Source organism: Paenarthrobacter sp. 2TAF44, assembly GCF_052114885.1.
Taxonomy (GTDB): domain Bacteria; phylum Actinomycetota; class Actinomycetes; order Actinomycetales; family Micrococcaceae; genus Arthrobacter.
On record NZ_JBFRFP010000028.1, the window covers coordinates 1 to 23,391 of the forward strand.

At 60.1% G+C, this 23,391-nt stretch carries 20 protein-coding genes and 1 other RNA gene; 17 read left to right on the forward strand and 4 right to left on the reverse strand.

All coding sequences use genetic code 11. The features are described 5' to 3' along the window. Nucleotides 1–63 precede the first annotated feature (63 nt). Nucleotides 64–3,510: a chitobiase/beta-hexosaminidase C-terminal domain-containing protein gene (locus tag AB4Z15_RS21175; protein WP_442018829.1), complete on the reverse strand. Its 3,447-nt coding sequence runs from the start codon at nucleotides 3,508–3,510 to the stop codon at nucleotides 64–66. A 216-nt stretch (nucleotides 3,511–3,726) separates the two neighbouring features. On the opposite strand from AB4Z15_RS21175, the gene AB4Z15_RS21180 reads away from it, so the two are divergent. Both AB4Z15_RS21180 and AB4Z15_RS21185 read left to right on the forward strand, forming a co-directional pair. Next, the gene (locus tag AB4Z15_RS21180; RefSeq protein WP_442018830.1) at nucleotides 3,727–4,545 is read left to right on the forward strand and encodes a hypothetical protein; all 819 of its coding nucleotides are present in this window, start codon (nucleotides 3,727–3,729) and stop codon (nucleotides 4,543–4,545) included. 86 nt (nucleotides 4,546–4,631) lie between these two features. Beyond that, entirely contained in the window at nucleotides 4,632–5,168 is a 537-nt protein-coding gene (locus AB4Z15_RS21185; RefSeq protein ID WP_442018831.1) for a hypothetical protein, read from the forward strand. Nucleotides 5,169–5,253: 85 nt separating this feature from the next. Here AB4Z15_RS21185 and AB4Z15_RS21190 read toward each other — a convergent pair whose 3' ends face one another. Both AB4Z15_RS21190 and AB4Z15_RS21195 read right to left on the reverse strand, forming a co-directional pair. Continuing rightward, nucleotides 5,254–6,600, reverse strand: coding sequence for a neutral/alkaline non-lysosomal ceramidase N-terminal domain-containing protein (locus AB4Z15_RS21190; protein ID WP_442018832.1), 1,347 nt, complete (start codon nucleotides 6,598–6,600; stop codon nucleotides 5,254–5,256). Nucleotides 6,601–6,847: 247 nt separating this feature from the next. Next, nucleotides 6,848–9,568 carry a GH25 family lysozyme gene (locus AB4Z15_RS21195; RefSeq protein ID WP_442018833.1) on the reverse strand — a complete coding sequence of 907 codons (2,721 nt, stop codon included), beginning with the start codon at nucleotides 9,566–9,568 and terminating at the stop codon, nucleotides 6,848–6,850. A gap of 288 nt (nucleotides 9,569–9,856) precedes the next feature. Between AB4Z15_RS21195 and AB4Z15_RS21200 the strand changes: the two genes are divergently transcribed. From AB4Z15_RS21200 to AB4Z15_RS21265, 14 genes are all read left to right on the forward strand, one after another. Next, nucleotides 9,857–11,080 (forward strand): CpaF family protein, encoded by a 1,224-nt coding sequence (locus AB4Z15_RS21200; RefSeq protein ID WP_442003799.1) that lies wholly within the window; start codon nucleotides 9,857–9,859, stop codon nucleotides 11,078–11,080. Continuing rightward, nucleotides 11,080–11,937 (forward strand): type II secretion system F family protein, encoded by an 858-nt coding sequence (locus tag AB4Z15_RS21205; RefSeq protein WP_442018834.1) that lies wholly within the window; start codon nucleotides 11,080–11,082, stop codon nucleotides 11,935–11,937. The genes AB4Z15_RS21200 and AB4Z15_RS21205 overlap by 1 nt, the downstream gene beginning before the upstream one ends. Continuing rightward, nucleotides 11,934–12,875 (forward strand): type II secretion system F family protein, encoded by a 942-nt coding sequence (locus AB4Z15_RS21210; protein ID WP_442018835.1) that lies wholly within the window; start codon nucleotides 11,934–11,936, stop codon nucleotides 12,873–12,875. The genes AB4Z15_RS21205 and AB4Z15_RS21210 overlap by 4 nt, the downstream gene beginning before the upstream one ends. Nucleotides 12,876–12,998: 123 nt before the next feature. Further along, complete coding sequence (locus tag AB4Z15_RS21215; protein ID WP_442003802.1) at nucleotides 12,999–13,202, forward strand: hypothetical protein; 204 nt, start codon at nucleotides 12,999–13,001, stop codon at nucleotides 13,200–13,202. Between the two features lie 81 nt (nucleotides 13,203–13,283). Next, nucleotides 13,284–13,688, forward strand: coding sequence for a TadE family protein (locus AB4Z15_RS21220; RefSeq protein ID WP_442018868.1), 405 nt, complete (start codon nucleotides 13,284–13,286; stop codon nucleotides 13,686–13,688). Between the two features lie 106 nt (nucleotides 13,689–13,794). Further along, nucleotides 13,795–14,223, forward strand: coding sequence for a hypothetical protein (locus tag AB4Z15_RS21225; RefSeq protein ID WP_442003803.1), 429 nt, complete (start codon nucleotides 13,795–13,797; stop codon nucleotides 14,221–14,223). Nucleotides 14,224–14,293: 70 nt separating this feature from the next. Then, nucleotides 14,294–14,704 carry a pilus assembly protein TadG-related protein gene (locus AB4Z15_RS21230; protein ID WP_442003804.1) on the forward strand — a complete coding sequence of 137 codons (411 nt, stop codon included), beginning with the start codon at nucleotides 14,294–14,296 and terminating at the stop codon, nucleotides 14,702–14,704. Nucleotides 14,705–14,790: 86 nt separating this feature from the next. Next, nucleotides 14,791–15,906, forward strand: coding sequence for a peptide chain release factor 2 (gene prfB / locus AB4Z15_RS21235; protein WP_442018836.1), 1,116 nt, complete (start codon nucleotides 14,791–14,793; stop codon nucleotides 15,904–15,906). Between the two features lie 179 nt (nucleotides 15,907–16,085). Further along, nucleotides 16,086–16,850 carry a cell division ATP-binding protein FtsE gene (gene ftsE, locus AB4Z15_RS21240; RefSeq protein WP_216924001.1) on the forward strand — a complete coding sequence of 255 codons (765 nt, stop codon included), beginning with the start codon at nucleotides 16,086–16,088 and terminating at the stop codon, nucleotides 16,848–16,850. Further along, nucleotides 16,847–17,761: a permease-like cell division protein FtsX gene (ftsX, locus tag AB4Z15_RS21245; protein ID WP_442018837.1), complete on the forward strand. Its 915-nt coding sequence runs from the start codon at nucleotides 16,847–16,849 to the stop codon at nucleotides 17,759–17,761. The genes ftsE and ftsX overlap by 4 nt, the downstream gene beginning before the upstream one ends. Before the next feature lie 55 nt (nucleotides 17,762–17,816). Next, nucleotides 17,817–19,229, forward strand: coding sequence for a peptidoglycan DD-metalloendopeptidase family protein (locus tag AB4Z15_RS21250; RefSeq protein ID WP_442003980.1), 1,413 nt, complete (start codon nucleotides 17,817–17,819; stop codon nucleotides 19,227–19,229). 83 nt (nucleotides 19,230–19,312) lie between these two features. Next, complete coding sequence (gene smpB, locus AB4Z15_RS21255) at nucleotides 19,313–19,783, forward strand: SsrA-binding protein SmpB (protein ID WP_017198498.1); 471 nt, start codon at nucleotides 19,313–19,315, stop codon at nucleotides 19,781–19,783. Nucleotides 19,784–19,914: 131 nt separating this feature from the next. After that, nucleotides 19,915–20,283, forward strand: a transfer-messenger RNA (tmRNA) gene (ssrA, locus tag AB4Z15_RS21260). A 197-nt stretch (nucleotides 20,284–20,480) separates the two neighbouring features. Then, the gene (locus AB4Z15_RS21265; RefSeq protein WP_442018838.1) at nucleotides 20,481–21,494 is read left to right on the forward strand and encodes a S1C family serine protease; all 1,014 of its coding nucleotides are present in this window, start codon (nucleotides 20,481–20,483) and stop codon (nucleotides 21,492–21,494) included. 24 nt (nucleotides 21,495–21,518) lie between these two features. Here AB4Z15_RS21265 and AB4Z15_RS21270 read toward each other — a convergent pair whose 3' ends face one another. Next, nucleotides 21,519–21,848, reverse strand: a complete 330-nt coding sequence (locus tag AB4Z15_RS21270; RefSeq protein ID WP_442018839.1) for a hypothetical protein — start codon at nucleotides 21,846–21,848, stop codon at nucleotides 21,519–21,521. 88 nt (nucleotides 21,849–21,936) lie between these two features. Between AB4Z15_RS21270 and AB4Z15_RS21275 the strand changes: the two genes are divergently transcribed. Continuing rightward, nucleotides 21,937–23,391: an MFS transporter gene (locus AB4Z15_RS21275; protein WP_442018840.1), complete on the forward strand. Its 1,455-nt coding sequence runs from the start codon at nucleotides 21,937–21,939 to the stop codon at nucleotides 23,389–23,391.

The following is a 23,391-nucleotide window of genomic DNA, read 5'->3' on the forward strand; positions in this document are numbered from 1 at the left end:
GGTCAGGACGCTTGGCGTCCTGACCCTCCCCTTCTCTTTCCTGCCGGGGTCACGTCTTTGCTGCTAGGGGAGCGACGTGAACCCTCCCCAGCCCCACCCGACCTGGCTCCGGGAGAGCCATCCTGATGTTCCGTTGCCGGGGTACAGGAAGAGGTTGCCACCGGAGTCGCGGGCAAGCACATCGTTCTTGCCGTCTCCGTTGAAGTCGCCAGGGCCCAGGATTGCAGTCATCCCGCTCCAGCCGCTTCCAACTTGGACCCTGCTCAGCCAACCGCCGGTCCCGTTGCCTGGATATAGCCACAGGATGCCAGACGTGTCCCTGGCCAGGACATCAGTCTTGCTGTCGCCGTTGAAATCGCCGGTACTCAGTATCGCCGTCATGGAGTTCCACCCGGTGCCAATCTGGGCGCTTGATACAAAGCCGCCTGTGCCGTTTCCGCGATAGAGCCACAGGACACCGGCCGAATCCCGGGCCAACACGTCCGCCTTGCCGTCTCCGCTGAAGTCCCCTGGCGCGAGGATGAGCGTCATGCCCGACCACGCTGTGCCTGCCTGCACCCGGGGCTGAAGCCCGCCGGCTCCATTCCCGGGATAGAGCCAGAGGACACCATTGGTATCTCGCGCCAGGACGTCACTTCGTCCATCACCATTGAAGTCCTTGGTGGGGACGATAGCGTTCAGCGAGTTCCAACCTGTGCCCAACGAACGTTGCGTCAGCCAACCGCCGGTGCCGTTGCCCGGATAGAGCCATAGCGTGCCGCCATTGTCGCGTGCCACGACGTCGTTCTTTGCATCACCGGTGTAGTCCTTCCACGTATTGGCCGGTGGCGCTGTCACAGTGTAGGCCTGGCTGATGGTCGCCGAACTGTTGTTGGACGGATCCACCGCGAAGTACTTCAAGGTCATCGCGGCCGTCAGCGTGATTGCTGTGGAGTACTTATTGGCGGCTGTGGCAGTCGGAGTGGTTCCGTTGGTGGTGAAGTAAATGCTCGATCCCGCTTCATTCACCGTGAGCGTGATCTGCTGGTTCACAGGGTAGCTTCCCGCAGGTGGAGTCACGGTAACCACCGGTGGGGTTGTGTCCAAGACCGTGTAAGCACGGGCAGTGACTGCGGAAGCATTTCCATATGCGTCCACAGCAAGAGCCATTACGGTGGTGTTTGCCGTCAGCGCGAATGGGCTCGAGTATGCTTTCGTGCTTCCTGCGACTGCAGTAGCGGGCGTGGTGCCATCCGTTGTGTAGAAGATGCTTCCAGGTTCGCTGGAAGTCATGGTGACAAGTTGCCCTGAAGCATAGGCTCCGGCTGCGGGTGCAACGGTCAGAACCGGGGCAGTGGTGTCAAGGACGTACGTCTGGGTGGCTACCGTTGAAGAGTTGCCCGCGGTGTCGCGTGCAAAGTACTTCAATGTCATCGACGACGTCAGCGCTATCGGTCCAGAGTAGACAGGACTGGATGTGGTGGGCGTGGAACCATCGGTGGTCACGTAGATAGTGGCTGCTTCATTCACCGTGAGGCTGATGGTTTTGTTTGCCCCGTACGTTCCTCCAGCCGGATCGACAGAGACCACAGGGGGCGTGGTGTCGGCAGCGAAGACAGTGACATTCCTGGTTGCAGTGGAAGTGTTCCCCGCGTTGTCCATGGCTTCCACCGTGAAGGCGACAGGACCATTGGGTATGTTGCTGTACGACTTTGGCGACGTACATGCGGTGAAGGCGTTTGTGCCCAGCTTGCACCTGAAACCGGCAACGTCCGTGGACGTTGAGGCAAAGACGAACGACGGCGAGATCCCGACTGTTGCGCCTTCTGCAGGTGAACTGATGGACACCTGAGGTGCGGTCAAGTCCGCGGTCACAGTCACGGATGCAAGGGTACTGACGTTGCCTGCCATGTCTGTCGCCCGGACCCCCAGGACGTGCTGTCCTGCGGTAGCGAGGTTGAAGACATAGCCGTTGCTGCAGGCCGTGAAAACTGTGGTGGAATCGACCGAGCAGGACAGGACGGAGTCCGCCTCCGAGGTCACGCCCAGGACAGGCGAGCGGTTGACGGTCGCTCCAGCGGCCGGTGAGGTTATCACCGGAGCGGTGGGTGCCGTCAGATCAACGGTGAACGCCCTGGATACAGGAAGCCCCGATGGTGCCGCGCGTACAGAGAATGTGTAGGCGCCGTTGGTCAAGGCAGTTGCCGGTGTATACGTGCCACTCGTGCATACCTGCCATACAGGTGTTGCGGTGCTCAATTGGAGGCTGCATTCAAGAGTGCCCCCGGGAGGCGTTGAGGCTACGGTGAAAGTAGGAGTGGAATCGTCGGTGAAAGCCGGATTGGCCGCTTGGGTTCCGTTAGCCGCCGTCGGACCGCTGACGATGGAAGGTACTACGCCGCCCAAAGTGAGCAGCCTGCCCTGCTGGGCCGGTTTGGCGGGATCCAGCTGACCTGGATCTTCCATGACCATCAGCTTGCCATCGCGCATGTTCAGTCCACCGATCTTGCTGAAACCGAGCGCCCATTGGTTGTTTACGGTGTCGGTGCTCAAGTCGATGCGCGAGACGGTGTCCTTGCCGGCGTCGGCAGTAGTTGTTCCGCCACCTGTTCCTGTGTACAGGACCAAGGGCGACTGCCAGTCGTAGTAGATGGCCGTCGGCTTGCCGACGTTATAGAGGGGCGAGGGGACGAAATTGGTCAAGACTCCGTCCTCTGGCGCCGTGAACACGGTCAGTCCCGAAGTTTCCGCGACATAGACCACTACATTGCCGGCACTGTTGCGGTGCGTGGCAGCAAGGCTCAAAGCGCTTGAATTAACCGAAGCGATGGATTCGATGCTCGGATAGAGGGCAGTCGGATCTACGATCTTCACAATCGAGCGGGCATTTGCGAACGACAAATAGATGTTGCCATCGGGGCCGTCACTGACCGCGTTCGGACGAAGGTCGCCGTCGAAGATGGTCAACTGACCGTCGTAGTCGAAGACTCCGGCGGTGGGCTTCCAGATTGCACGGACTACCTCGGAACTTCCGACGGCGGCATCCGGAATAAACGCGATTTCGTCGCCCGAGCCGTGATTGGCAGGCGACGGATCAATCATGGCAGGAGTTCCGGCTAACGCAGGGCCCTTTTTGTGGCCAGCCAGGGTGCCCCCAAGGCAGGTGCCTGTTTCGAGCCCGCCCGGCGTGGCGCCCACAGCTTCGGTCACTCGGCAGAATCCGGCGCGCGCGTCCGAGACCCAGATCCTTCCGGCTGGGTCCACCACCGAACCGGCGGCCTTCGTGAGACCCACGGCGACGGTTTGGCGGGCTTGGTCGGCGATGGCAGCCCCCGCTGTGAACACACCTGTGAGCGCTGCTGTTGCCAGGCTGGCCGAGGCGATCAGTGCGGTGATTTTATGGCGATGCGGTCCTCCGACCATCCCGCTGATGGCGGAGGGATGGGAGTTTCCATGAGATGTTCTTGAGCGACCGGCGAAGGCAAGACACGCCAAACCAAGCTGAAGAACACTGCGATTGCGCGTGTCCACCGAGGGATCCCCACTTCATTCGGATGCTCCCCAGCTCCGCATGCATTGGTTATTCGCCCCACGCCGTTTCCGGCTGCGTCTACGTACATCTTCCCCCAATTTTCACTTTTGTCACTAGGTAATTTTCGTTGCGGAACATTTTCTTGCTTCACTTTCGCCCTTCCCGACGTCTTGACCGGGCAAACGCAGCCCCGCACGATTGAGGTGGAGGTCACAATGCGCAGACTGTTTCCGATGGTGGTGCCGCTGATTATGCTGCTGGCCGCCTGCACTCCATCGCCCCAACCGACTCCGGGATCGAGTACCTCGTCAACAGCCGCGTCGACACCAACCGGCACCGCGACTACCGGCGCCACAGGGGAACCCAGCCACTCGCCGTCGACGGTTCCGAGTAATGGCACCACAGGTGATGGGGAGCCATTGGGCGACGGTGACGAACCTGGCCGCTACGCCTATCGATGCACAAGCCTTGACGCCTCCCCGGAAGTCCAGTTGTCGAGCCTTGCCGAGGTCTGGGCCGCCACCAACTACACGCGGATGGACTCCTGCGAAGTTACCTACACCGGGCCGCAACCGTTCGAGCCCACACCACGGGAAGCAGAAGCAATCTCGACGGCGGCGCAACAAGGATCAAGCGACGATGGAGGCCTGGCAGTGTTGTTGGACGTCCTCCGTCTCTGCACGCGGGTAAGCGATGAAAGCGGACCAGGCGGATTCGAGGAAGCCGGACACGGGCCGTTGCTTGCTGCAGCCTCACTTTGCCCGGACGCTCCACAGGGCAAAATCATCGCAGCGTGGGCCGAGGGCACGAGGATGGCTGATGGCAGCCATCTGGTGGGCGATACGGTGCAACCCGGCAAATACCAACTGGTCAAGCAAGGCGCGTCTGCGGCAGATTGCAGGTGGACCGTAGCCGGCACAGGGGGTGCCATTACCGCGGAAGGAGGACTGCCGGAGGCCGGCGCAGGCGTCGATCTTGCTGGCGGCCAAAACTTTACTAGTGACAAATGCGGAATTTGGGGGAAGATGTACTAAGACGCAGCCGGAAACGGCTTGGGGCGAATAACCAATGCATGCGGAGCTGGGGAGCATCCGAATGAAGTGGGGATCCCTCGGTGGACATGCGCAGGCGCAGTGTTCTTCAGCTCGGTGTGGCAGCTTTTGCCTTGGCCGGTTGTTCAGGAACCAATGTAGATACTTCCCAACCAGCCGCACTTGATATGGCGCCTGTGGTCGCGAACGATGACAAAATCCCACGGGAACGTCCGGAACCTTTGATCCGGTATCAATTCACGTGCACAGGTGCTGATGGCAGCCTGATAGGCAAGTTCTCGAGCCTGGAAGAGGTCTGGGCATCCACGCGCTACATGCACGTCACGGACTGCCAAGTGCAGTATGTCGGAAGCGGACCCCACATGCTCACTCCCGAGGAGACGGCTGCCGTGAATGCCGCCCTCGCGGCAGGTGCCGCTCCCGGCGACGCCTCCGCTCTGTGCTTACGCATCATCAGGGCCTGCACCCGGACGGACCCAAGGACGCTCGCAGCCTCGCTCGCCGCTTATGGGGTTCCGGTTGTGAAGGGCGCCCTGACACTTGCCCCGCTCGCGCCGCAGGCGGCCGTGCTGACCAGGTGGCTGAAGACGCCAGTTTCCGGATAGCTGCATGGGCGCGTAGTGCACAACCAAGGAGAAATTGAAAGGCGCGGACCACTTTGGGTCCGCGCCTGTACGTGGGCATTTCTGTTCAGGCAAGCAATGAATTCATCGCATTGATGAGTGTTGTTTCCACGCCATTCGTACCCGCCTTGAAATGGGCCAGATGTCCGTAGACGGTCATTGAGCCACCAGCAATTCCCGGGAAATCCGGCTCCCAACCACCCTCGTAGCTGCCAAGTGGCATGTTCGGCGGAAAAAATTCATTGCTCGGTATGTAGCAGCAGGACTCATTGGCGTATCCGCCGACGATTATGCCGTTGGTTCCGCCATTGCGACTTCTGAAATACGCCCCGTATCCACTGACGAGTTCGCCGCCGATCATGGCGATCTTAAGCTGGGGGCTTCCGTTGAATTTCCACACTTGGAAGGGGGACGGCACCGCGGTTTTGTAGCTATTGCTGTCAATACGGCCGATCATGACCTGGGCGTGACGCTGGTACCACTGCGGCTGGCCGTTGGGGTTTGGCAAACGGGCAACATACGCGGCACGTACAGCGGCGAGATTACCCGCGGTGGGGGTGATGTCCAATGGAAGCTGGACCTCCTGATAGCGCGTCACCATCGGGCCGCTGAGCGCCCTGCCGGCAGACTGCATGTTTGAATTGACGGTTGCCCCAAGGGCGTCCCCATGCTGGTCCCTGAGTTCCCAGCTGCGGACCCCTCCAGGGTCCTGGTCCCCGGCGGGTCCCTGCACAAACATGGCGAAACAATTCGGATTGCGGTTCTCGATGTAATTGCAGGCGCCCGCCGCGAAATCTCCGTCAAACAGCGTGCGCAAACCAGCGCTGATGGGGTGGCAGCCGTAGCTGAAGATCACAGCTGCCGGTGTGCCGTTGCCCCGTCTGGCTACGAGTATGGGGACGGCGGTTTCTGTGTACGGCAGGCCAACCCTGTTCGCGGAAAAGTTCTGTGTTGAAACTTTGTAGTCGAAAGTCACGGCCTCCTCGTTCGCATCCAGGGCTTCCTGGGCAAGGTCAACGATTGTGTCTTCCAGGTCGTCACTGTACGAGCGGAGCAACCCGAGGTCTGCCAGTCCGTACGCCATGTAGGGATGTAATGTGTCGATCAGTGCTGGACCGTTGTGCGTATGTGTCGCCTGGATCAGGATGTCGCTGCTGGACCAATCCGCGAGTTGAATGATCCTGTCGCGGATCCGTTGGTGCATAGCCCGAGGCACTGCCAGAACGTCCAGCGAGATGATGATGTGGGGATGTGCGTCTTCCCAGATGAGGATTGCCCGAGCATAGAGGGGCTCGAACGGCGAACTGCTGGTGGCCTCGCGTCCGCCATCGGTGGTGCCATATCCGGCCATATACGGATTGGTGCTTAGCGACGGCGTAATGTCAGCGCTTGCAGTTCCAACTCTAAACGCCATAAAAGATCACTCCTTGATTGTGCGCAATGGGTGATCTTCGCTTGCCCCCAAACAAAGTCCGTATCCCGAATGCGCTGAACAGCCAATACGTGAGACCACCTTCATTAGACCATGTGATCCAGCAATTTAGGGCGCTCCTGGGCGATATTTATCGCCCGCACGGGCGTGTCAGTCAGCTGGAATGAATCGAGGGCCCCTTCATGGAAGTTTTCCACGAAAGGGCCCTCGAAACCGGACTGCGTGCGTGCTATTTTGCCGCAGGTGCCAGAATGGTCAGGGAATTCCAGCCTGTGCCGATGCGGGTTGTTGTTCCCCACGACCTGTTCGAACCCACAGGGTAGTACCGCAGCTCGCCAGCAGTGGTCCGGGCGATGACACCGCTGGAGCCGGCTCCGGCAAATCCGCGGACCGCACCGAAACTCGTAACGACGTTCCACCCTGTTCCGACCACCGCTGCAGGTTCCTGCATGAAGTTGCCGGTGCCGTTGGAACGGTACAGTTTCAAATCGCCAGCAGCGTTTTTGGCCAGGAGATCGGCATTTGAGTCTTTGTCAAAGTCCATTTGCGCTATGTCCAAACTGCTCCAACCGACTCCAATGGAGATACCGGTGGACACGGTCTTCCCGGTGGGGTTGCTGAAGTAGTACAGGCGACCCGTGGAGTCGTATCCTACGAGACCGGGGTGTGCATCGGCCTTTTTCCATGTCCCAACGCTTAGCGTCCAGTCCTTCCAATTGCTGCCGAGGGCGATGGGGGTCCCAAAACCGCTGCCAGTCCTGCCCGGGTAGACGTTTAGCCGGCCGTCGGACCATTGCGCCACGATGTCCAAGGCGCCGTCCCCGTTCCAATCCGTGACGAACCCGGCCTTCAGGCCGGCCCACCCTGTTCCGATGAGATCCTCCGGCAGGAGCGCCGTGGTACCCGTACCGGGATAGCGGTAGAGGTTGGCATCGGCACGGACCGCGACCACATCCTCCTGGTCGATGCCGAGTGTTGTCTCAACATCCAGGGGAGCGTCGCTGATCCGGATCGCGTCATCCCAGCCAAGTCCGATGAGGCTGCGGTTGCCCCACGCACCCGAGACCGCCGGGTAATAGTAGAGGTCGCCGTTGGCGGTGCGGGCATGGAGTCCCTGGGACCCGGCTCCGCTGAAGCCGATCGCTGAACTTACCGACGTCATGCCATTCCATCCGGAACCAACTACTTGGGCGGCTTCGTTGAGGAAGCTGCCCAAGCCGTTCGAACGATAAAGGCGAAGGGTGCCATCGGAGGTGCGCGTGAGGATGTCCTGGCTACCGTCGCCATCGAAGTCGATCTGGTTCAACTGGTGGCCGCTGAAGCCGGTCCCGATCAGCACCCCATTTCCCAGCGTTCCACCTCCCGTGTTCGGGTACCGGTACAAATTGCCCAGGTAGTCCTGTCCTATTACGCCCGGATAGCCGTCTTTGGAGTTCCACCACCCGACCGTCAGGGACATTTCCTGCCAGCCGGAACCGACTTGGAGGGGAGCATAAAAGCCCCCGCCGGGAGCGCCGCGGAAGACTCTCAGTGTCCCGTCGGACCACTGCGAAAGAATGTCCTGGACGCCGTCCTGGTTCCAATCAACGACGTACAGCGATTTTGCACCGGTCCACCCCGAACCGATGGCCACAGGACCAGTGATCCGGCCACTGCCGTCAGCTGGAAATGCATCGAGCCGGCCCGTCGAGCTTGTGGCCAGGAGGTCGGCGCCGGACTTGATGGACGGGTTGGAAGGGGCCGAGGCACCACGGGCGAACGTCCGCAGCTGATCGTAGCTGCCGTTGAAGATGTTGGAATCACCTTCAAACGGCCCGGTGCTGCTGTACTGCCACATGGTGTAGTCGCCCCAACTGGCCGGTAAAGATCCAGGAGAATTCGTGGGGTTGTTCCAGTACGACGCGATCCACAGCGGGTAGCTCCCGAACGTGGAGTTGCCTACGCACGTATTCCACCAATCCGTGGTGCTGTAAATGACCGGAAAGCGCCCCGTCAGGGCTTTGACCGTGTTGCCGAAATCGGCAGCCCACTGCCCAAGTTGCGCCTTTGACATGTTGTAGCACGTGTTGCCGAAATAGAAGCCGTTGATGGTGCGTCCAGCGTAGGGGTTGTATTCGATGTCCAGGACAGGAGGAAGCGTGTAACCGTCTGCAGTCCATCCGCCGCCGTTCGCCACGAAGTATCTCGCCTGGTCCGCACCCGAAGACCAGTTTGGAATGGCGAAGTGATAGGCGCCACGAACCATTCCGACGTTCCTTGAGCCGTCATATTGCTGTGCATAGTTTTCGTTCAGGTAATAGTTGCCCTCGGAGGCCTTGACGTAAGCCCAGCGGGATCCGTCGTTCCATTGGTCCTGCCAGTCGACGTTGCCCTGGTGCGCGCTGACGTCCTGTCCATGGATACCGATGGTTGGCCTCCAGTGACCTGGGTCAGCGTCCATCGGCACCACCTGTCCCACTGTGCGTGAGCCAGCAGGCCCTGAATTTCCGTTGCCTTGCTTTGCCGCGATGACCCTGGGTGAGCGCTGACCCATTTCTGCCCCGCCCGCGGGAATTGCAGCTCGCATTGCTGCCTTCATGGTCTCGGCGTCCGCAGCATTGCCGGGCATTGCCTTGGCGGTTGGCAGCCCAGCTGGATCGTCCATAGAGGGGCCGTTGGCCGGCTGCGGAGCAACAGCAGGTGAAGGCTCGACGGCGGTTGGCACCTGCTGCTGGTTCGTCACCGGCGGTGCGCTTTCCGCGGGGAGGGCCCCGGAGTCTGTCGATGGCAGAAGTGGAGTCGTCGCTGGCGACTTCTGTTCGGCGATCGGGGCTGGCGCTGGCCGAGGGCCGGAGTCCTCCGCCCATGCAGGAATGCCGGGAAAAGTCCCTGCAAGGAGGACCAGACAAAGGGCGATTCCAGTCCTTGCAAGCGGCATGCGACGGACCGTCTTTACGGGGGTTCTTGTCATATCCAATTCCGGCCCTGTGCCGCGGCTCAGCGGCGCATGGTGTGGCTTGCTGACAAGCTCCGGGGCGGGCGCCTGCGCATGGGACCAAAGGCCAGCTCCTAACGGGCTTTACCCTAACATTCGGAAACTGGAGTGACTAGTGGTACAGACGATGCCAAAGGGACTCTTGTTCCAATAGTTATCCACAATCCCTCATGCGGGACTTGGCCCTAAAGTTCGGCTCCCCTAGCGTAGGTGACTCGAGATACGCCTCTCGGATACGGACAAAGAGCTTTTTGGGGGGGAAATATGGAGGCCGTTGGGATTGTGGAGGGTGAGGTCCGCGAACTTATCAGACGCCGCGGTTTGGACCCTCTTGAACAGACCGCGGAAGTCCGGCGCTTGGTTGAGGACGCGGTCAACGACTATGACGAAAGGGCTCTCCTTGGGCCCCTTCCGCCATTGGGACATTTGGAAACCGCCCGGCGCCACGTATTTGACGCCGTAGCGGGATTCGGGCCGCTGCAGCCATTCCTGGATGATCCTGGAATTGAGGAAATTTGGATCAACGCGCCGCACGAAATTTATGTCGCGCGTAATGGCGAGTCCGAGCTAACCGGAATTACCCTGAGCGAGCAACAAATCCGCGACCTCGTCGAGCGGATGCTCAAGAGCTCGGGGCGGCGGCTGGACTTGTCGTCACCGTTCGTGGACGCGGCCCTTCCGGACGGGTCACGCTTGCATGTTGCTATTCCAGACGTGACCAGGAAGCACTGGGCTGTCAACATCAGAAAGTTCATCGCCAGGGCTAACCGGCTTGAGCATCTCGTGGAGTTGGGAAGCCTCACGCCCCAATCTGCCAGGTTCCTTGGTGCAGCCGTTGCAAGCGGACTCAACATCCTCGTTTCCGGTGCCACCCAGGCAGGGAAGACCACTATGTTGAACTGCCTTGCAGCAAGCATTGGCTCACGTGAGCGCGTAATAACCGTTGAAGAGATCTTTGAATTGCAACTCCCTCTGCGTGACGTCGTGGGCCTCCAATGCAGGCAACCGAACCTGGAAGGTCATGGAGAAATTCCGTTGCGAAGGCTCGTTAAGGAAGCCCTGCGCATGAGACCTGACCGCCTGGTGGTCGGCGAAGTCCGCGAAGCCGAAAGCCTGGACATGCTGATCGCGTTGAATTCCGGGCTTCCTGGCATGTGCACGGTCCATGCCAATTCGGCCCATGACGCCGTCACCAAGATTTGCACCCTGCCTTTGCTGGCGGGGGCGAATATTTCCAGTGCATTCGTCTTGCCTACAGTTGCCTCGTGCATTGACTTAGTGGTGCATTGTGCCCGGCAGGCCAATGGGCGGAGGCAGGTAACCGAAATCCTGTCCTTGGGACGCCGCGTGGAAAACGGGGTCATCGAATCCTCGGTGGTGTTCCGCATGCTTGAGGGGCAGTTGCAGCCCAAAGCCAACTCCATACCGGCGGTCGAAAAGTTTGCCGTGGCTGGTTTTGATGTCGCCGCGCTGCTGGAGCTGAACTGATGGCCCCGCTATTGGGGATCCTTTGTGGCAGTGGAGCATTACTTATTTGGTGGTCCACCTGGGACCATCCACCGGACCTCCGGGCCAGGGAACCCCGGCCACGACCCCTGGAACTTCTCTTGCTCACGGCAGGCATAGAAAGGGTCACCAGTGCGGGCCTCCTTCTCAGTTGCGCTGGATGTGGAGCCGTTGCGATGCTCCTGTTCTTCGTTGTGACCGCATCATTGCCCGTCTGCCTTTGCTTCGGAGTCTTCGGCGCCTGGATCCCTTTCGGCCTCGTGCGTCGGCGGGCGCGGAAACGGCGTGCCACTCTGCGCCAACTATGGCCGGATGTTGTTGACCATCTGAGATCCGCCATTCGCGCCGGCCTGGCTTTGCCAGAGGCATTGATCCAACTTGGGCATAACGGGCCGGACGAACTGCGGAGCCTCTTCCTTGATTTTGGTGCCGATTACAGATCGGGCGGTCAGTTCGATGCGGCTGTCAACAAACTGAAGGACCGCTTGGCAGATCCCGTGGCCGACAGGATTATCGAGGCACTCCGCATGACCCGGGAAGTGGGTGGCTCCGACCTCGGGCGCATGTTGGGCACGTTGGCCGGGTTTCTTCGGGAAAGCGCCCGGACGCGCAGCGAACTCGAGGCCAGGCAATCCTGGACCGTAAACGGTGCACGGCTGGCAGTCGCGGCACCCTGGATAGTCCTGGTGGTCATGGCCGGTAGGCCTGAAGCCATGCTTGCCTACAACTCCGGAATTGGTGCCGCGGTGCTCCTCGGCGGACTTGTTGTCTCCGTTTTGTGTTACGCAGTCATGCTGCGGATTGGGGCATTACCCGAGGATGAGCGGGTCCTCCGATGAGCACCTCGACGGCGACCGCCACGCTCCTTGGTTTATTCCTGGGCGGAGGGACATGGTTGATCCTGGTGCGGCTTCCATTCATGCGTGGCCGGACCTTCGCGGAGCGGATTGACCCACAGCTTAAGTCGCAGAATCTCGAGTCGCGCCTCCTCCGGGCGCCTACGCATAATCTCACACCCTTTGGACCACTGGAACGCATTCTCCGCCCCGTTATGCAGGACGGAATTCTCTACTTGTCCCGTTTTAACAGTGGCGGCCCAGCCTTGCGCAAGAGACTCGCTCGAGCCGGCTCCGCGAAAAGCGTGGTGGATTTCCGCGCCGAGCAACTCGTGTGGGCCGCAGGCGGCTTCCTGCTTGCTGTGATCGGCGTGGGGCTGGGTGCTGCCTCCGGACGATTCAGCCCGCTTCCATCACTGGTGGCGGTCATCGGGGGTGCCTTTAGTGGTTACGTGCTCCGCGATTTCCTGCTTGGCCAAAAGACTAAGCGCCGGGAATCGGTGATTCTTGCGGAGTTTCCCAGCCTTGCCGAACTTATGGCGCTTGCCGTCGCCGCCGGAGAGAGCGCCGTGGGTGCGATGGACCGAATCTCACGTACCTCCAATGGCGAGCTCGCCAAGGAATTCAGCGCCGTCCTGGCGGACACGAGATCAGGAAAGTCGCTGATCCAGGCACTCCAAGCTTTCTCTACCCGAACGCAACTGCCGCCCCTGGTCCGATTCGTCGACGGATTAGTGGTGGCTGTGGAGCGGGGCACTCCATTGGCCGATGTACTTCGCGCACAAGCTGCCGACGTCCGCGACGCTGCGAAGCGGGAACTGATGGAATCAGCCGGTCGAAAAGAAATCGGAATGATGGTGCCCCTTGTATTCGGCGTCCTTCCGCTAACGGTCATTTTCGCAGCGTTTCCAGCGCTCGCCGCTTTGCAGTTGAGCCTTTGACAGGACCGAGCCGGGCTCTTTGACCAATTACCTTTATCCGCCGGTCGAACATTACCAGCACAAACACACACATTGGGGAAAATAATGAAGAAGAAGTATGGACACTCGTTTTCTGCAAATACAATGACTTTGCCGTTTTTCTCATGGGCCTTCGCTGTGATCGCGCGAAATGTGGCATCACCCTTGGAACACCGTGAGCGCGGTGACGTCCCGGGATGGGTGATGATCACCCTAATGTCCGCCATATTGGTCGCAGGGCTCCTCGCGATTGCATCGCCAGCACTGGCGGACCTCTTCACGCAGGCTATGGCCAAGGTGGGTAGTTAGGAAATGGGGCAGGTGTGGTCCCGCAGCCAAAAGCGCCCATTCTGCCTGCCCTGTGGATTTGAAAGTCCAAGTGCACTTAAAATTCGCTGCACAGATAAAAATCCGTGTGCAGTTAATAGTGGGGAACGAGGTTCCGCGGTTATCGATTTCGTGATGATTGGTGCCCTCCTGACGTTGCTGTTCATGTCAATCGTCCAGCTCACGCTTGTCCTTCATGTCCGAAACACACTTGTTGATGCCGCCGCGTCCGGAGCGCGATATGGAACCCTTGCCGATCGAACGGTTATGGATGCGGAGGCCAGGACGTCCGAGCTGATCGAAACGGCGCTCAATGGAGATTTCGCGGCAGATGTGACCACCGCTGAAAGGACTCTGGATGGAATTCGGGCGTTGGAAGTGACCGTGAGGGCGCCTATGCCAGTTGTGGGGCTTATCGGCCCCGGTGGACTCGTGGAGGTTACCGGACATGCTGCCCTTCCAAAGTAATGTCCTGACCCCGGTGCCGTGCCCAGGTTCGATAATGAGTCGCCTTGGGCATTGGCTGAACAGGGCTTGGCAATTGGCGTTCGGCCCATATCAAGACACATCCAGTATGGGTACCGACGTCAAAAGGCAGCGCGGCAGTGCCATCGTGGAGTTTACGTTCCTGGCACTGTTGCTCATGGTCCCGGTGGTCTATTTCCTGGTAACCGTAGGCCAAATCCAAGGCGGATCCTTTGCAGTGGTGGGTGCGGCGGATCAGGCGGCCAAGGTCTTTGTCTCCCAGAGTGAACCTGTCCTCGCGAGGACCAGCGCAGAACAGAGCGTCCTCTTGGCGCTGAGGGATTACGGCTACCCGGCGCAAGCAGCCACGATGGAGATCACGTGCGACCGGGCAGACTGCCTTTCAGCAGGCGCAGCAGTGACAGTTTGGGTTCGATTGACTGTCCCTTTGCCGATGGTTCCGTTTGGCGACTCGCTACATTTGAATGCTGCTGTGCTCAATGCCTCTGCAACGCAAGTCGTGGGGCGCTTTAAGTGAATCGTCAACGTGAGGAGGAGGCGCAAAAGTGGCGATGGGACGGATAGGGAGCAAAGCCGAAGAGGGACAAATGAGCGTGCTGATCGTAGGCTTCGTACTTCTGGCACTCCTGTTGGCTGCGGTGGTAATGGCTACTTCCGCGATTTACTTGGAACACAAGAAACTTCTGTCCTTGGCTGATGGCGCCGCACTTGCCGCTGCAGATTCGTACGTGGTGGGTGACATCGAGGGAAGCAGTGTGCCCTCGGCGTCGCTGGTGGACGAGCGGGTGCTGGGCGCGGTTGATCTGTATCTGGGAAACAGCGAAGCCTTCTCCATGCACGATCACTTGGAAGTTTCTTCCGGGACGGGTAGTTCTCCTGGCGGTACAGCGGTGGTGGTCTTAAGTGCCATCGCCCATCCGCCCTTGGTCACCTTCCTGCTGCCTGAAGGAATCGCCGTTGAAGCAAGATCCACTGCCAGGTCTCGGCTCACCCAATAGGGGCACAACGTAATAACGCAATGATAGGGACGCAATGACGGCGCCCAGTCGGGGGAGTCCGGCTGATAGCGTACGCTGGAAAGACCATGGCTGAGATTGATTTTCCCGCAGAAATCCGCGCGCTTCGCGCCACTTACAGTTCCATCGAGAACGTCACCGATATTGATGCCTTGAAGGCAGAAATCGCCGAATTGAGTGAGCAGGCTGGCGCGCCGGACCTTTGGGATGACCCCGCATCGGCGCAAGTTGTCACTTCGCGTTTGTCCCACCGGCAAGCTGAAGTGGAGCGGTTGTCCAAGCTTGCCTCCCGGATAGACGACCTCGAAGTGCTGGTGGAGCTCGGCCAGGATGAGGGCGACGAAGCCTCGATGGCCGAGGCCGCGAAAGAACTTGCTTCTATTCGCAAAGCCCTCGCCGAGCTCGAAATCGTCACCCTGTTGTCCGGCGAGTACGACGAACGGGAAGCCGTAGTGACCATCAGGGCAGGAGCAGGTGGTGTTGACGCTGCCGACTTCGCCGAGATGCTGATGCGTATGTACCTGCGGTGGGCGGAGCGTCATGGTTACCCCACTACCGTCATGGACACGTCCTATGCTGAAGAAGCAGGCCTGAAGTCCGCGACGTTCGAGGTCAAGGCGCCGTACGCTTTCGGCACCCTGAGTGTCGAGGCGGGCACACACCGCCTGGTCCGTATCAGTCCCTTTGACAACCAGGGCCGACGGCAGACGTCGTTCGCCGCCGTTGAGGTCATCCCGCTGATTGAACAGACCGACTCCATCGAGATTCCGGACAACGAAATCCGCGTTGATGTCTTCCGGTCCTCTGGACCAGGTGGCCAGTCCGTCAACACCACGGACTCCGCCGTGCGCTTGACACACATTCCCACGGGGATCGTCGTTTCAATGCAGAACGAAAAGTCGCAGCTTCAAAACAGGGCAGCGGCCCTGCGTGTGCTCCAGTCGCGGTTGCTGCTTGTTAAGAAGGAACAGCAGGACGCTGAAAAGAAAGCCTTGGCAGGTGATGTCAAGGCGTCCTGGGGTGACCAGATGCGCTCCTATGTACTCAATCCTTACCAGATGGTCAAGGACCTCCGCACGGAACACGAAGTAGGCAACACTTCGGCTGTTCTGGACGGCGACATCGATGACTTCATCGACGCCGGTATCCGTTGGCGCACCGGCAACCGCAACGCTGCCAACTAGGGTCTCAGTCCGCGTACCGGGGGCGTCCGATTCCACGACACGCCCCCCAAACCCCCGGAATCCCGGCTGCTGCGTGCGTATAGTCGAGTGGCCGGTGCTCTCACTTCCCCCATCGAAAGCCCGCGCTCCGGCTGTTGGACTGGGCGAGTACGTCATGTCCGGCGGGGTTCTAAAGGGCCATGATCAGATTTGAGAATGTCACCAAGGTCTACGAGCAGAATGCCCGACCGGCGCTCGATTCTGTCAGCCTTGAGATCAACCGCGGTGAATTCACCTTCCTGGTGGGCGCCTCAGGCTCAGGAAAATCCACCTTCCTGAGATTGATCCTGAAGGAAGACAAAGCATCCTCAGGTTCGGTTTACGTTGCCGGCCAGAACGTGGCCAACATTTCGAGCTGGCGAGTGCCCAAGCTTCGCAGGGGTATCGGTGTGGTCTTCCAGGATTTCCGTCTCCTCCCGCAGAAGAACGTCTTCGCGAACGTAGCCTTTGCCATGCAGGTCATCGGCAAGAGCCGCTCCATCATCCGGGAGACGGTCCCTGAGGTATTGAAGACCGTTGGCCTTGAGGGTAAGGAAAAGCGGATGCCTCACGAACTTTCAGGCGGCGAGCAGCAGCGTGTGGCGATTGCCCGCGCCGTCGTCAATCGCCCAGGCATTCTCCTTGCGGACGAACCCACCGGGAACCTTGACCCCATTACGTCCATGGGAATCATGGGAGTTTTGGACAAGATTAACCAGAACGGCACCACTGTGGTCATGGCTACCCACGACGACGACATCGTTAACGAAATGCGCCGCCGCGTGGTGGAGCTCAAGAATGGCAAGGTCATCCGTGACGAAGCGAAGGCACTGTACACGTCCATGATTCCGGTTGTGGGTGAATCGCGGCGGCTCAAGGACGCCAGTGGCGAGGAACTCAACCGCGCGCAGGGGGCACAGCTGTGAGGCTCCTTTTCATCCTCGGGGAAATCGGCAGCGGCCTGCGCCGCAACCTGTCCATGGTGATCTCGGTCGTCTTGGTGACGTTTGTATCCCTGACGTTCGTTGGCGCAGCCGGAATGCTGCAGATGCAGATCAACCAGATGAAGGGCTACTGGTACGACAAAGTCCAGGTTGCGGTCTTCCTCTGTAACGACGGCTCGACGGCGGTTGGTTGCGCCTCGGGGCCGGCCACAAAGGAACAACAGGCCAATCTGCAGGCAATGTTGGAGTCTCCTGCAGTCAAGCAGTACATCAACGACTTCCAATTCGAATCCCAAGCCGAGGCCTACAAGCACTTCAAAGAGCAGTTCTCGAATTCGCCAATTGTTGATTCCGTGTCCGAGGACCAGTTGCCGGCGTCGTTCCGTATCAACATGAAGAACCCCGAGAAGTACCAGATCATCAGCGAAACATTTTCCTCGCAACCGGGCGTTGAGACGGTGAGTGACCAGCGTCAGGTATTGGAGCGGATCTTCTCCTGGATGAACGGCGCTTCTGTGGCCGCGATGGGTGTGGCCGCGGTGATGATCTTCTGTGCGGTGCTGCTGATAACCACCACGATCCGGCTATCGGCGTTCAGCCGGCGTCGGGAAACGGGGATCATGCGCTTGGTGGGCGCCTCCAAGACAGTCATCCAGTTGCCGTTCATCCTGGAGGGCGTGATCGCCGCTGTTGTCGGGGCGTTGTTGGCCTCCGTGACGCTGTGGCTAATGGCACACTTTTGGCTCAACGGTGATCTGTCCAGGCAATTCCTTAACACTCCCTTCATCTCATCGACGCAGGTCCTGGTGATCGCACCGGTGCTGATTGCGCTCGGCGGTGGCTTGGCCGGGATATCCTCCTTGTTGACCCTCCGGCGTTACTTGAAGGTTTAGTGATGGATGACGGGCGGCTGCGAACGACTCTGCTGACAAGCGAAAAGGACTCATGATGACCACGTTGGACCAGAACTCCCTGCGTCGGCGGCTTGCGTCCGGCCAAGCCAGGATTCTTGGTGGCGTGCTCGCCTTGGGCCTCGCCGTCAGCCTCCTGTCCGCTGTACCTACGGCCCATGCGGACAGCCTGGACGACCAACAAGCTGCGCTCGAGGCCGAATCGGCGCGCGTTCAGGCGTCCTTGGAGTTTGTGGACTCGAAGATCGCCAAGGCCGCCGGGGACCTCGTCATCTACCAAGGACGCCTCCCGGGCGCCCAGCAGGCACTTCTCGAAGCGCAGGGCCGCGTGGCTAGTGCTGTCAAGGAGGTCGAGGCGTTGGCAGCCCGGGTGGAGCTCGCCCAGCAGAACAAAGCCAAAATTACTGAGCAGCTTGAGAGTGACAAGCAGAAGATCACCGATACAAAGAAATTGATCGGCCAGATCGCCTCCCAGGCCTATAAATCCGGGGGTGTGCCCACCAACATCGCCCTGCTCTTCGGATCCAACGAGTCCGGCAGCCTGACAGAATCCATGGACCTCGCCGATCAGGCCATGCGAAGCCAGAACGCTGCGATGACCAAGTTGACCCAGCAGAACGCCACCAACGTAAACTCGCAGGCCCGGCTGGCCGCCGTCGAGGCTGAGATCCAGGACCTGAAGGCCAAAGCCGACGCCGCGCTGGAGCGGGAGAAGGCTGCGCGCGACGAGGCCGCCAGCAAGAAAGCCGAAGTCGACAAGCTCATTGAGGACACTACCCGCCTGAATGGACAACTACAGGCCGCCAAGCCCGGCATTGAAGCCGATCTTGCCCGAGTGAAGGCCGAACAGGACTCTGTTGCGGCCGAAATCGTCGAGAGGGACCGCAAGCTTCGGGAGGCGTGGGAGGCCGAGCAGCGTCGCCTTGCCGCGGAAGCCGCTGCTGCTGCGGCTGCCGCAGCAGCAGCGCAAGGAAAGCCGGCACCGCCCGAGCAGCCGTATGTCCCGCCGGTGGGTTCGCCGTCCGCGTTTGGTTTGCGACACCCCTTCGCCAGCTACGTACCGATCACGTCAGGATTCGGTTGGCGGGCAACCCCGCCCGGAACCATCGATTTCTACGGCACGGGTGGTTACATGCACACCGGCATCGACTTCGGTGCAGCCTGCGGCACTCCTGTTTATGCTGCAGCGGCTGGTACCGTCTTCAACTCCGGCTGGAACTCGGCCGACGGCGGTGGATGGCGCGTGAAGCTGTCCCACGGTGTGGTGCAGGGCAACTCCCTGACAACCATTTACTACCACAACAGCAGCATCGTGGTTTCCAACGGCCAGCAGGTATCGCAGGGACAACTCATTGCGTACTCGGGTAGCACAGGTAACTCGACGGGGTGCCACGCACACTTCGAAACCTGGCTGAACGGGGCCGCGGTGGATCCGATGACCCTCCTCTAGTGGGCCGACCCTTTGTCAGCGACCAAGGCCTGCGGGCTCTGGCGTACACTAGTTGAAATCCGCATCTAACAAGGAGTTCTACCGTGCCCAAGGAAAGTGGCCGTAAGGTAGTGGCCACCAATCGGAAGGCCCGGCATAACTACCATGTCCTGGATACCTATGAGGCTGGCATTGCGCTGATGGGTACGGAAGTGAAATCCCTCCGTGAAGGCCACGCCTCCATGGTGGACGGCTTCTGCACCTTCTACAATGACGAACTGTGGATGGAGGGCATCCACATCCCTGAATATCACCAGGGGAGCTGGACCAACCACGCCGCGCGCCGCCGTCGTAAGCTTTTGCTTCACCGCGACGAACTGGACAAGATCTCCCAAAAGATCCGCGAATCCGGTTTCACCGTGGTGCCGTTGCAGCTTTACTTCCTGGACGGCCGGGCAAAGGTTGAAATAGCCATAGCTCGAGGTAAAAAAGACTACGACAAGCGCCAAACGCTGCGTGAGCAGCAGGATAAGCGCGAATCGTTGCGCGAACTGCGGGAACGCAACCGGCGCTAGGTCTGAATGCAGATGCTTCCGCCCAGGGCTTGTGTCGCGGGAATGATCTTCCGGGCGAATGCGTTATGATGGATAGTCCGGTAGGGATTTGATCGCTTGATGAATGCCTTGCCGGTTTGGTAACAGAATACGGGGATGATCGGTTTCGACGATGTTAGTCGCGACAGGTGAAGCGGGCCGAGGATGCAGAATTATCTCGTAAACGCTGTCTGCAAACCAATAAGTGCCGAATCTAAGCGCACTGACTTCGCTCTCGCTGCCTAAGCAGTAAGACAGTCCGTCAGCCCGGGGTTGCTATCGCCCCGGTTCCTGGCGTCATTTAGATAGCCACTGCTGTTTGCCTTCGTCATTGAGGTAAACGGGACTTTTAGATGACTGGGCCCGGATCAGCCACCTGTTTGCAGGATGGCTGGGGCCGAGAAAATCCGACGCAAACTGCGCCCGGAGAAGCCCTGACAAAACGACATCGGACGGGGGTTCAATTCCCCCCATCTCCACCGGAAAGCCCTCGGATCCTCGTGATCCGGGGGCTTTTACTATGCCTGAACCTGCCCCTGCCTGAACCTGCCGCAAATACCGTTCACCCACGGCGTAGGGGACCGAGGACTAGACGCCCTGCGCCGACCGTTGTACAGGTAGGCACTGAACTGGACTGAACCGGACAGGACGTGCACGGCACCGCGGTAGCAGGAGGCATGTGATGAGCACCGAGCCAGAGTTTGAAATATCGGATGACGGCCGGGATTCAGAAGCGCCTGTGGAGCAGGATGACGACGCGGCCTTGGACGCGTACTCGCAGATCGTCATCCGGGTTGCGGAGTCTGTCACGCCGCACGTCGCCGCTATCGAAATGACCAGTGCGCGCCGGAACGGTCAACTTCGTGTGGGCAGCGGATCGGCCGTCGTCTTCACCGGTGACGGGTACATGCTCACCAATGCCCATGTGGTGGCAGGTATCCAGTCCGGAAGAGCGGTGTTTGCGAACGGCAAGCAGACGGACGTCGAGCTCGTGGGGGCGGACCCATTGTCTGACCTCGCAGTGGTGCGTGGTCTCAAACCCACTCCGCCACCCGCCATTTTGGGTAACGCCGACTCGTTACGAGTTGGCCAGCTGGTGATCGCAGTGGGCAATCCACTGGGCTTGGCGGGATCAGTGACTGCCGGGGTGGTCAGTGGCTTGGGACGATCCATTCCAGTCCGTGCAGGTGAGCACACGCGTGTGATTGAGGATGTCATCCAGACCGACGCCGCCCTTAACCCGGGCAATTCCGGTGGAGCGCTGGCCGACACCCGGGGACGCATCGTGGGCATCAACACGGCCATAGCTGGACTGGGCCTCGGACTCGCCGTACCTATTAATAGGACAACCCAGCGGATCATCGCCTCCCTCCTTAAGGATGGGAGGGTGCGACGCGCCTACTTGGGCTTGGTGAGTACGCCTATTCCACTCGATGCCAGTGCTGTGGTGCGCACGGGCCAGAAAGAGGGGCTGCGTGTGGTGGAGGTCATCGCCGGCTCACCTGCTGAATTGTCGGGGCTCCGGCCGGGGGACCTGGTGCTTCGGGCGCAGGGCAGGGCTGTATCGAGTGCAGAGAGTCTTCAGAAGCTGCTGTTTGCCGAGGCCATAGGCGAACCCTTCCCTTTGACCGTGTTGCGTGACGGCAAAATGGTACAGCTGATAGCTGTTCCCTCGGAGATGAGCCAGCAGTGATGAGCCAGCAACGATGAGGCGAGCCTAGGCTTGTTCCTCGCGGACGTCGACCACGCCGACAAAGCGGCTGCCGACGCCTTCATATTCGCTGCGCACGTCACCCAAGAACAGTTCCGGCAGCTCACTGTTCTTGTGGTGGCCACAAAAGACGAAAGAGAAGTCGGGCCACCACTTTTTGGGCCGCACCGCCTCTGAGTAACCGCACACCGCGCAGGTCAGGTGGACCCAAACAGGACGTTTCCCCGTGCGGTTGGCACGTGACTGGACCAGCCAGGCCGGTGGATTGTCCTGGAGGCTACGTAGTTCCGCATCTGACAGCCGTGACGGGATGCCGTGGCGCTGGGCCATTTCCATGGAGATATCAAGGGCCAATGCTGCGTCACGTCTGCTAATCACTGTTTAACGATACGGGACTTCGCCATGGACGAATGCCGCGTAGGCTGTGCACATGACGGATGCTGTGGCTTTGCTGCCGAGAACGCCGCTTCAAAAGCGGGTGCTCGTCGTTGCAATTGTGGCTTCTTTTATCGCCATCCTGGATGGTTTCGTGGTGAACCTTGCGCTCCCGGCCATCGGACGTGAACTTGGCGGTGGCTTGGTCATCCAGCAATGGGTGGTGGATGCCTATCTGTTGACCCTCGGGGCCCTCATTCTGGTGGCCGGTTCATTATCGGACCACTTTGGCCGGGCTCGGATCCTCGAATGGGGGCTGGCGGGCTTTGCCCTGACATCGGTGATGTGCGGCCTGGCCTGGAACGGGGAAGTCCTGGTGGTGTCCCGCGCACTTCAAGGTATTGCAGGCGCCCTCCTGGTGCCCAGCTCGTTGGCAATGATCGTTACATCGTTCTCCGGGCCTTCCCAGTCCAAAGCGATCGGCCAATGGTCCGGATGGACCAGTGCCGCCGCCATCGTCGCACCGCTGATTGGTGGAGTCTCTGTAGACCTGCTGTCGTGGCGGGTGATTTTCTTCATCAACGTTGTTCCTGCCGTCGCCATCTGGCCGGTGCTCGCAGGCCTTCGGGCGTCGGATGCGGCCAGGGACAAGAGCAAGGGAATCGACTACCTCGGCGCTGTTCTGGCAATGATCGGACTCGGTGGTCCCGTCTATGCCTTCATTGAACAGGGCCGGATGGGTTGGGCGAGCGTCCAGGTGTGGCTGCCGCTCCTGGCCGGCGTGGTGGCAATGGTGTTGTTCCTGGTCCACGAGGCAAGGACCAAGGAGCCGATGCTGCCCTTGAGGCTGTTTGCCATAAGGAACTTTGGTTGGGGCAACCTTGCCACGCTCGCGATCTACGGCGGGATATCCCTCGGATTCTTCGTCCTGGGAATCTACCTCCAACAGGTTGGAGGGATGGGCGCTACGATCGCGGGAATTGCCTTGCTTCCAGCGACCGTCATCCTGATGCTGACTGCGTCCTACTTCGGTGGGCTGGCTGGAAAATATGGTCCGCGATGGTTCATGACCGTGGGGCCGTTGTTATGCGGTGTGGGCTTTCTGATGTCCCTCTCCATCCAGGAGCCGCTGAACTACTGGGCCCAGGTGCTGCCAGGCCAGATCGTCTTTGGCTTGGGACTCACCACCCTCGTGGCGCCACTCACCGCAGCGATTCTGGGTGCGGTACCGCAGGAAGAGGCCGGGATTGGTTCGGCGGTCAACAACGCCGTGGCCCGTATTGCCGGCCTCATCTGCATTGCCTTTGCCGGCCTGATCGTTGGTCCGGTGTTTACACGGCAGGGCTTGTACAACGCCTTGATTGTTACGGCGGCACTGTTCGTTGTCGGGGCGGTGGCGTCCGCCGTCGGGATCCGCAACCCGGTGCCCGAAGCGGCAGCTGCCGCTGACAGTGCACCGGATCCAGCGTCCGACGACGGCGGGCCGGCCGGCCAGCGCAGCTAG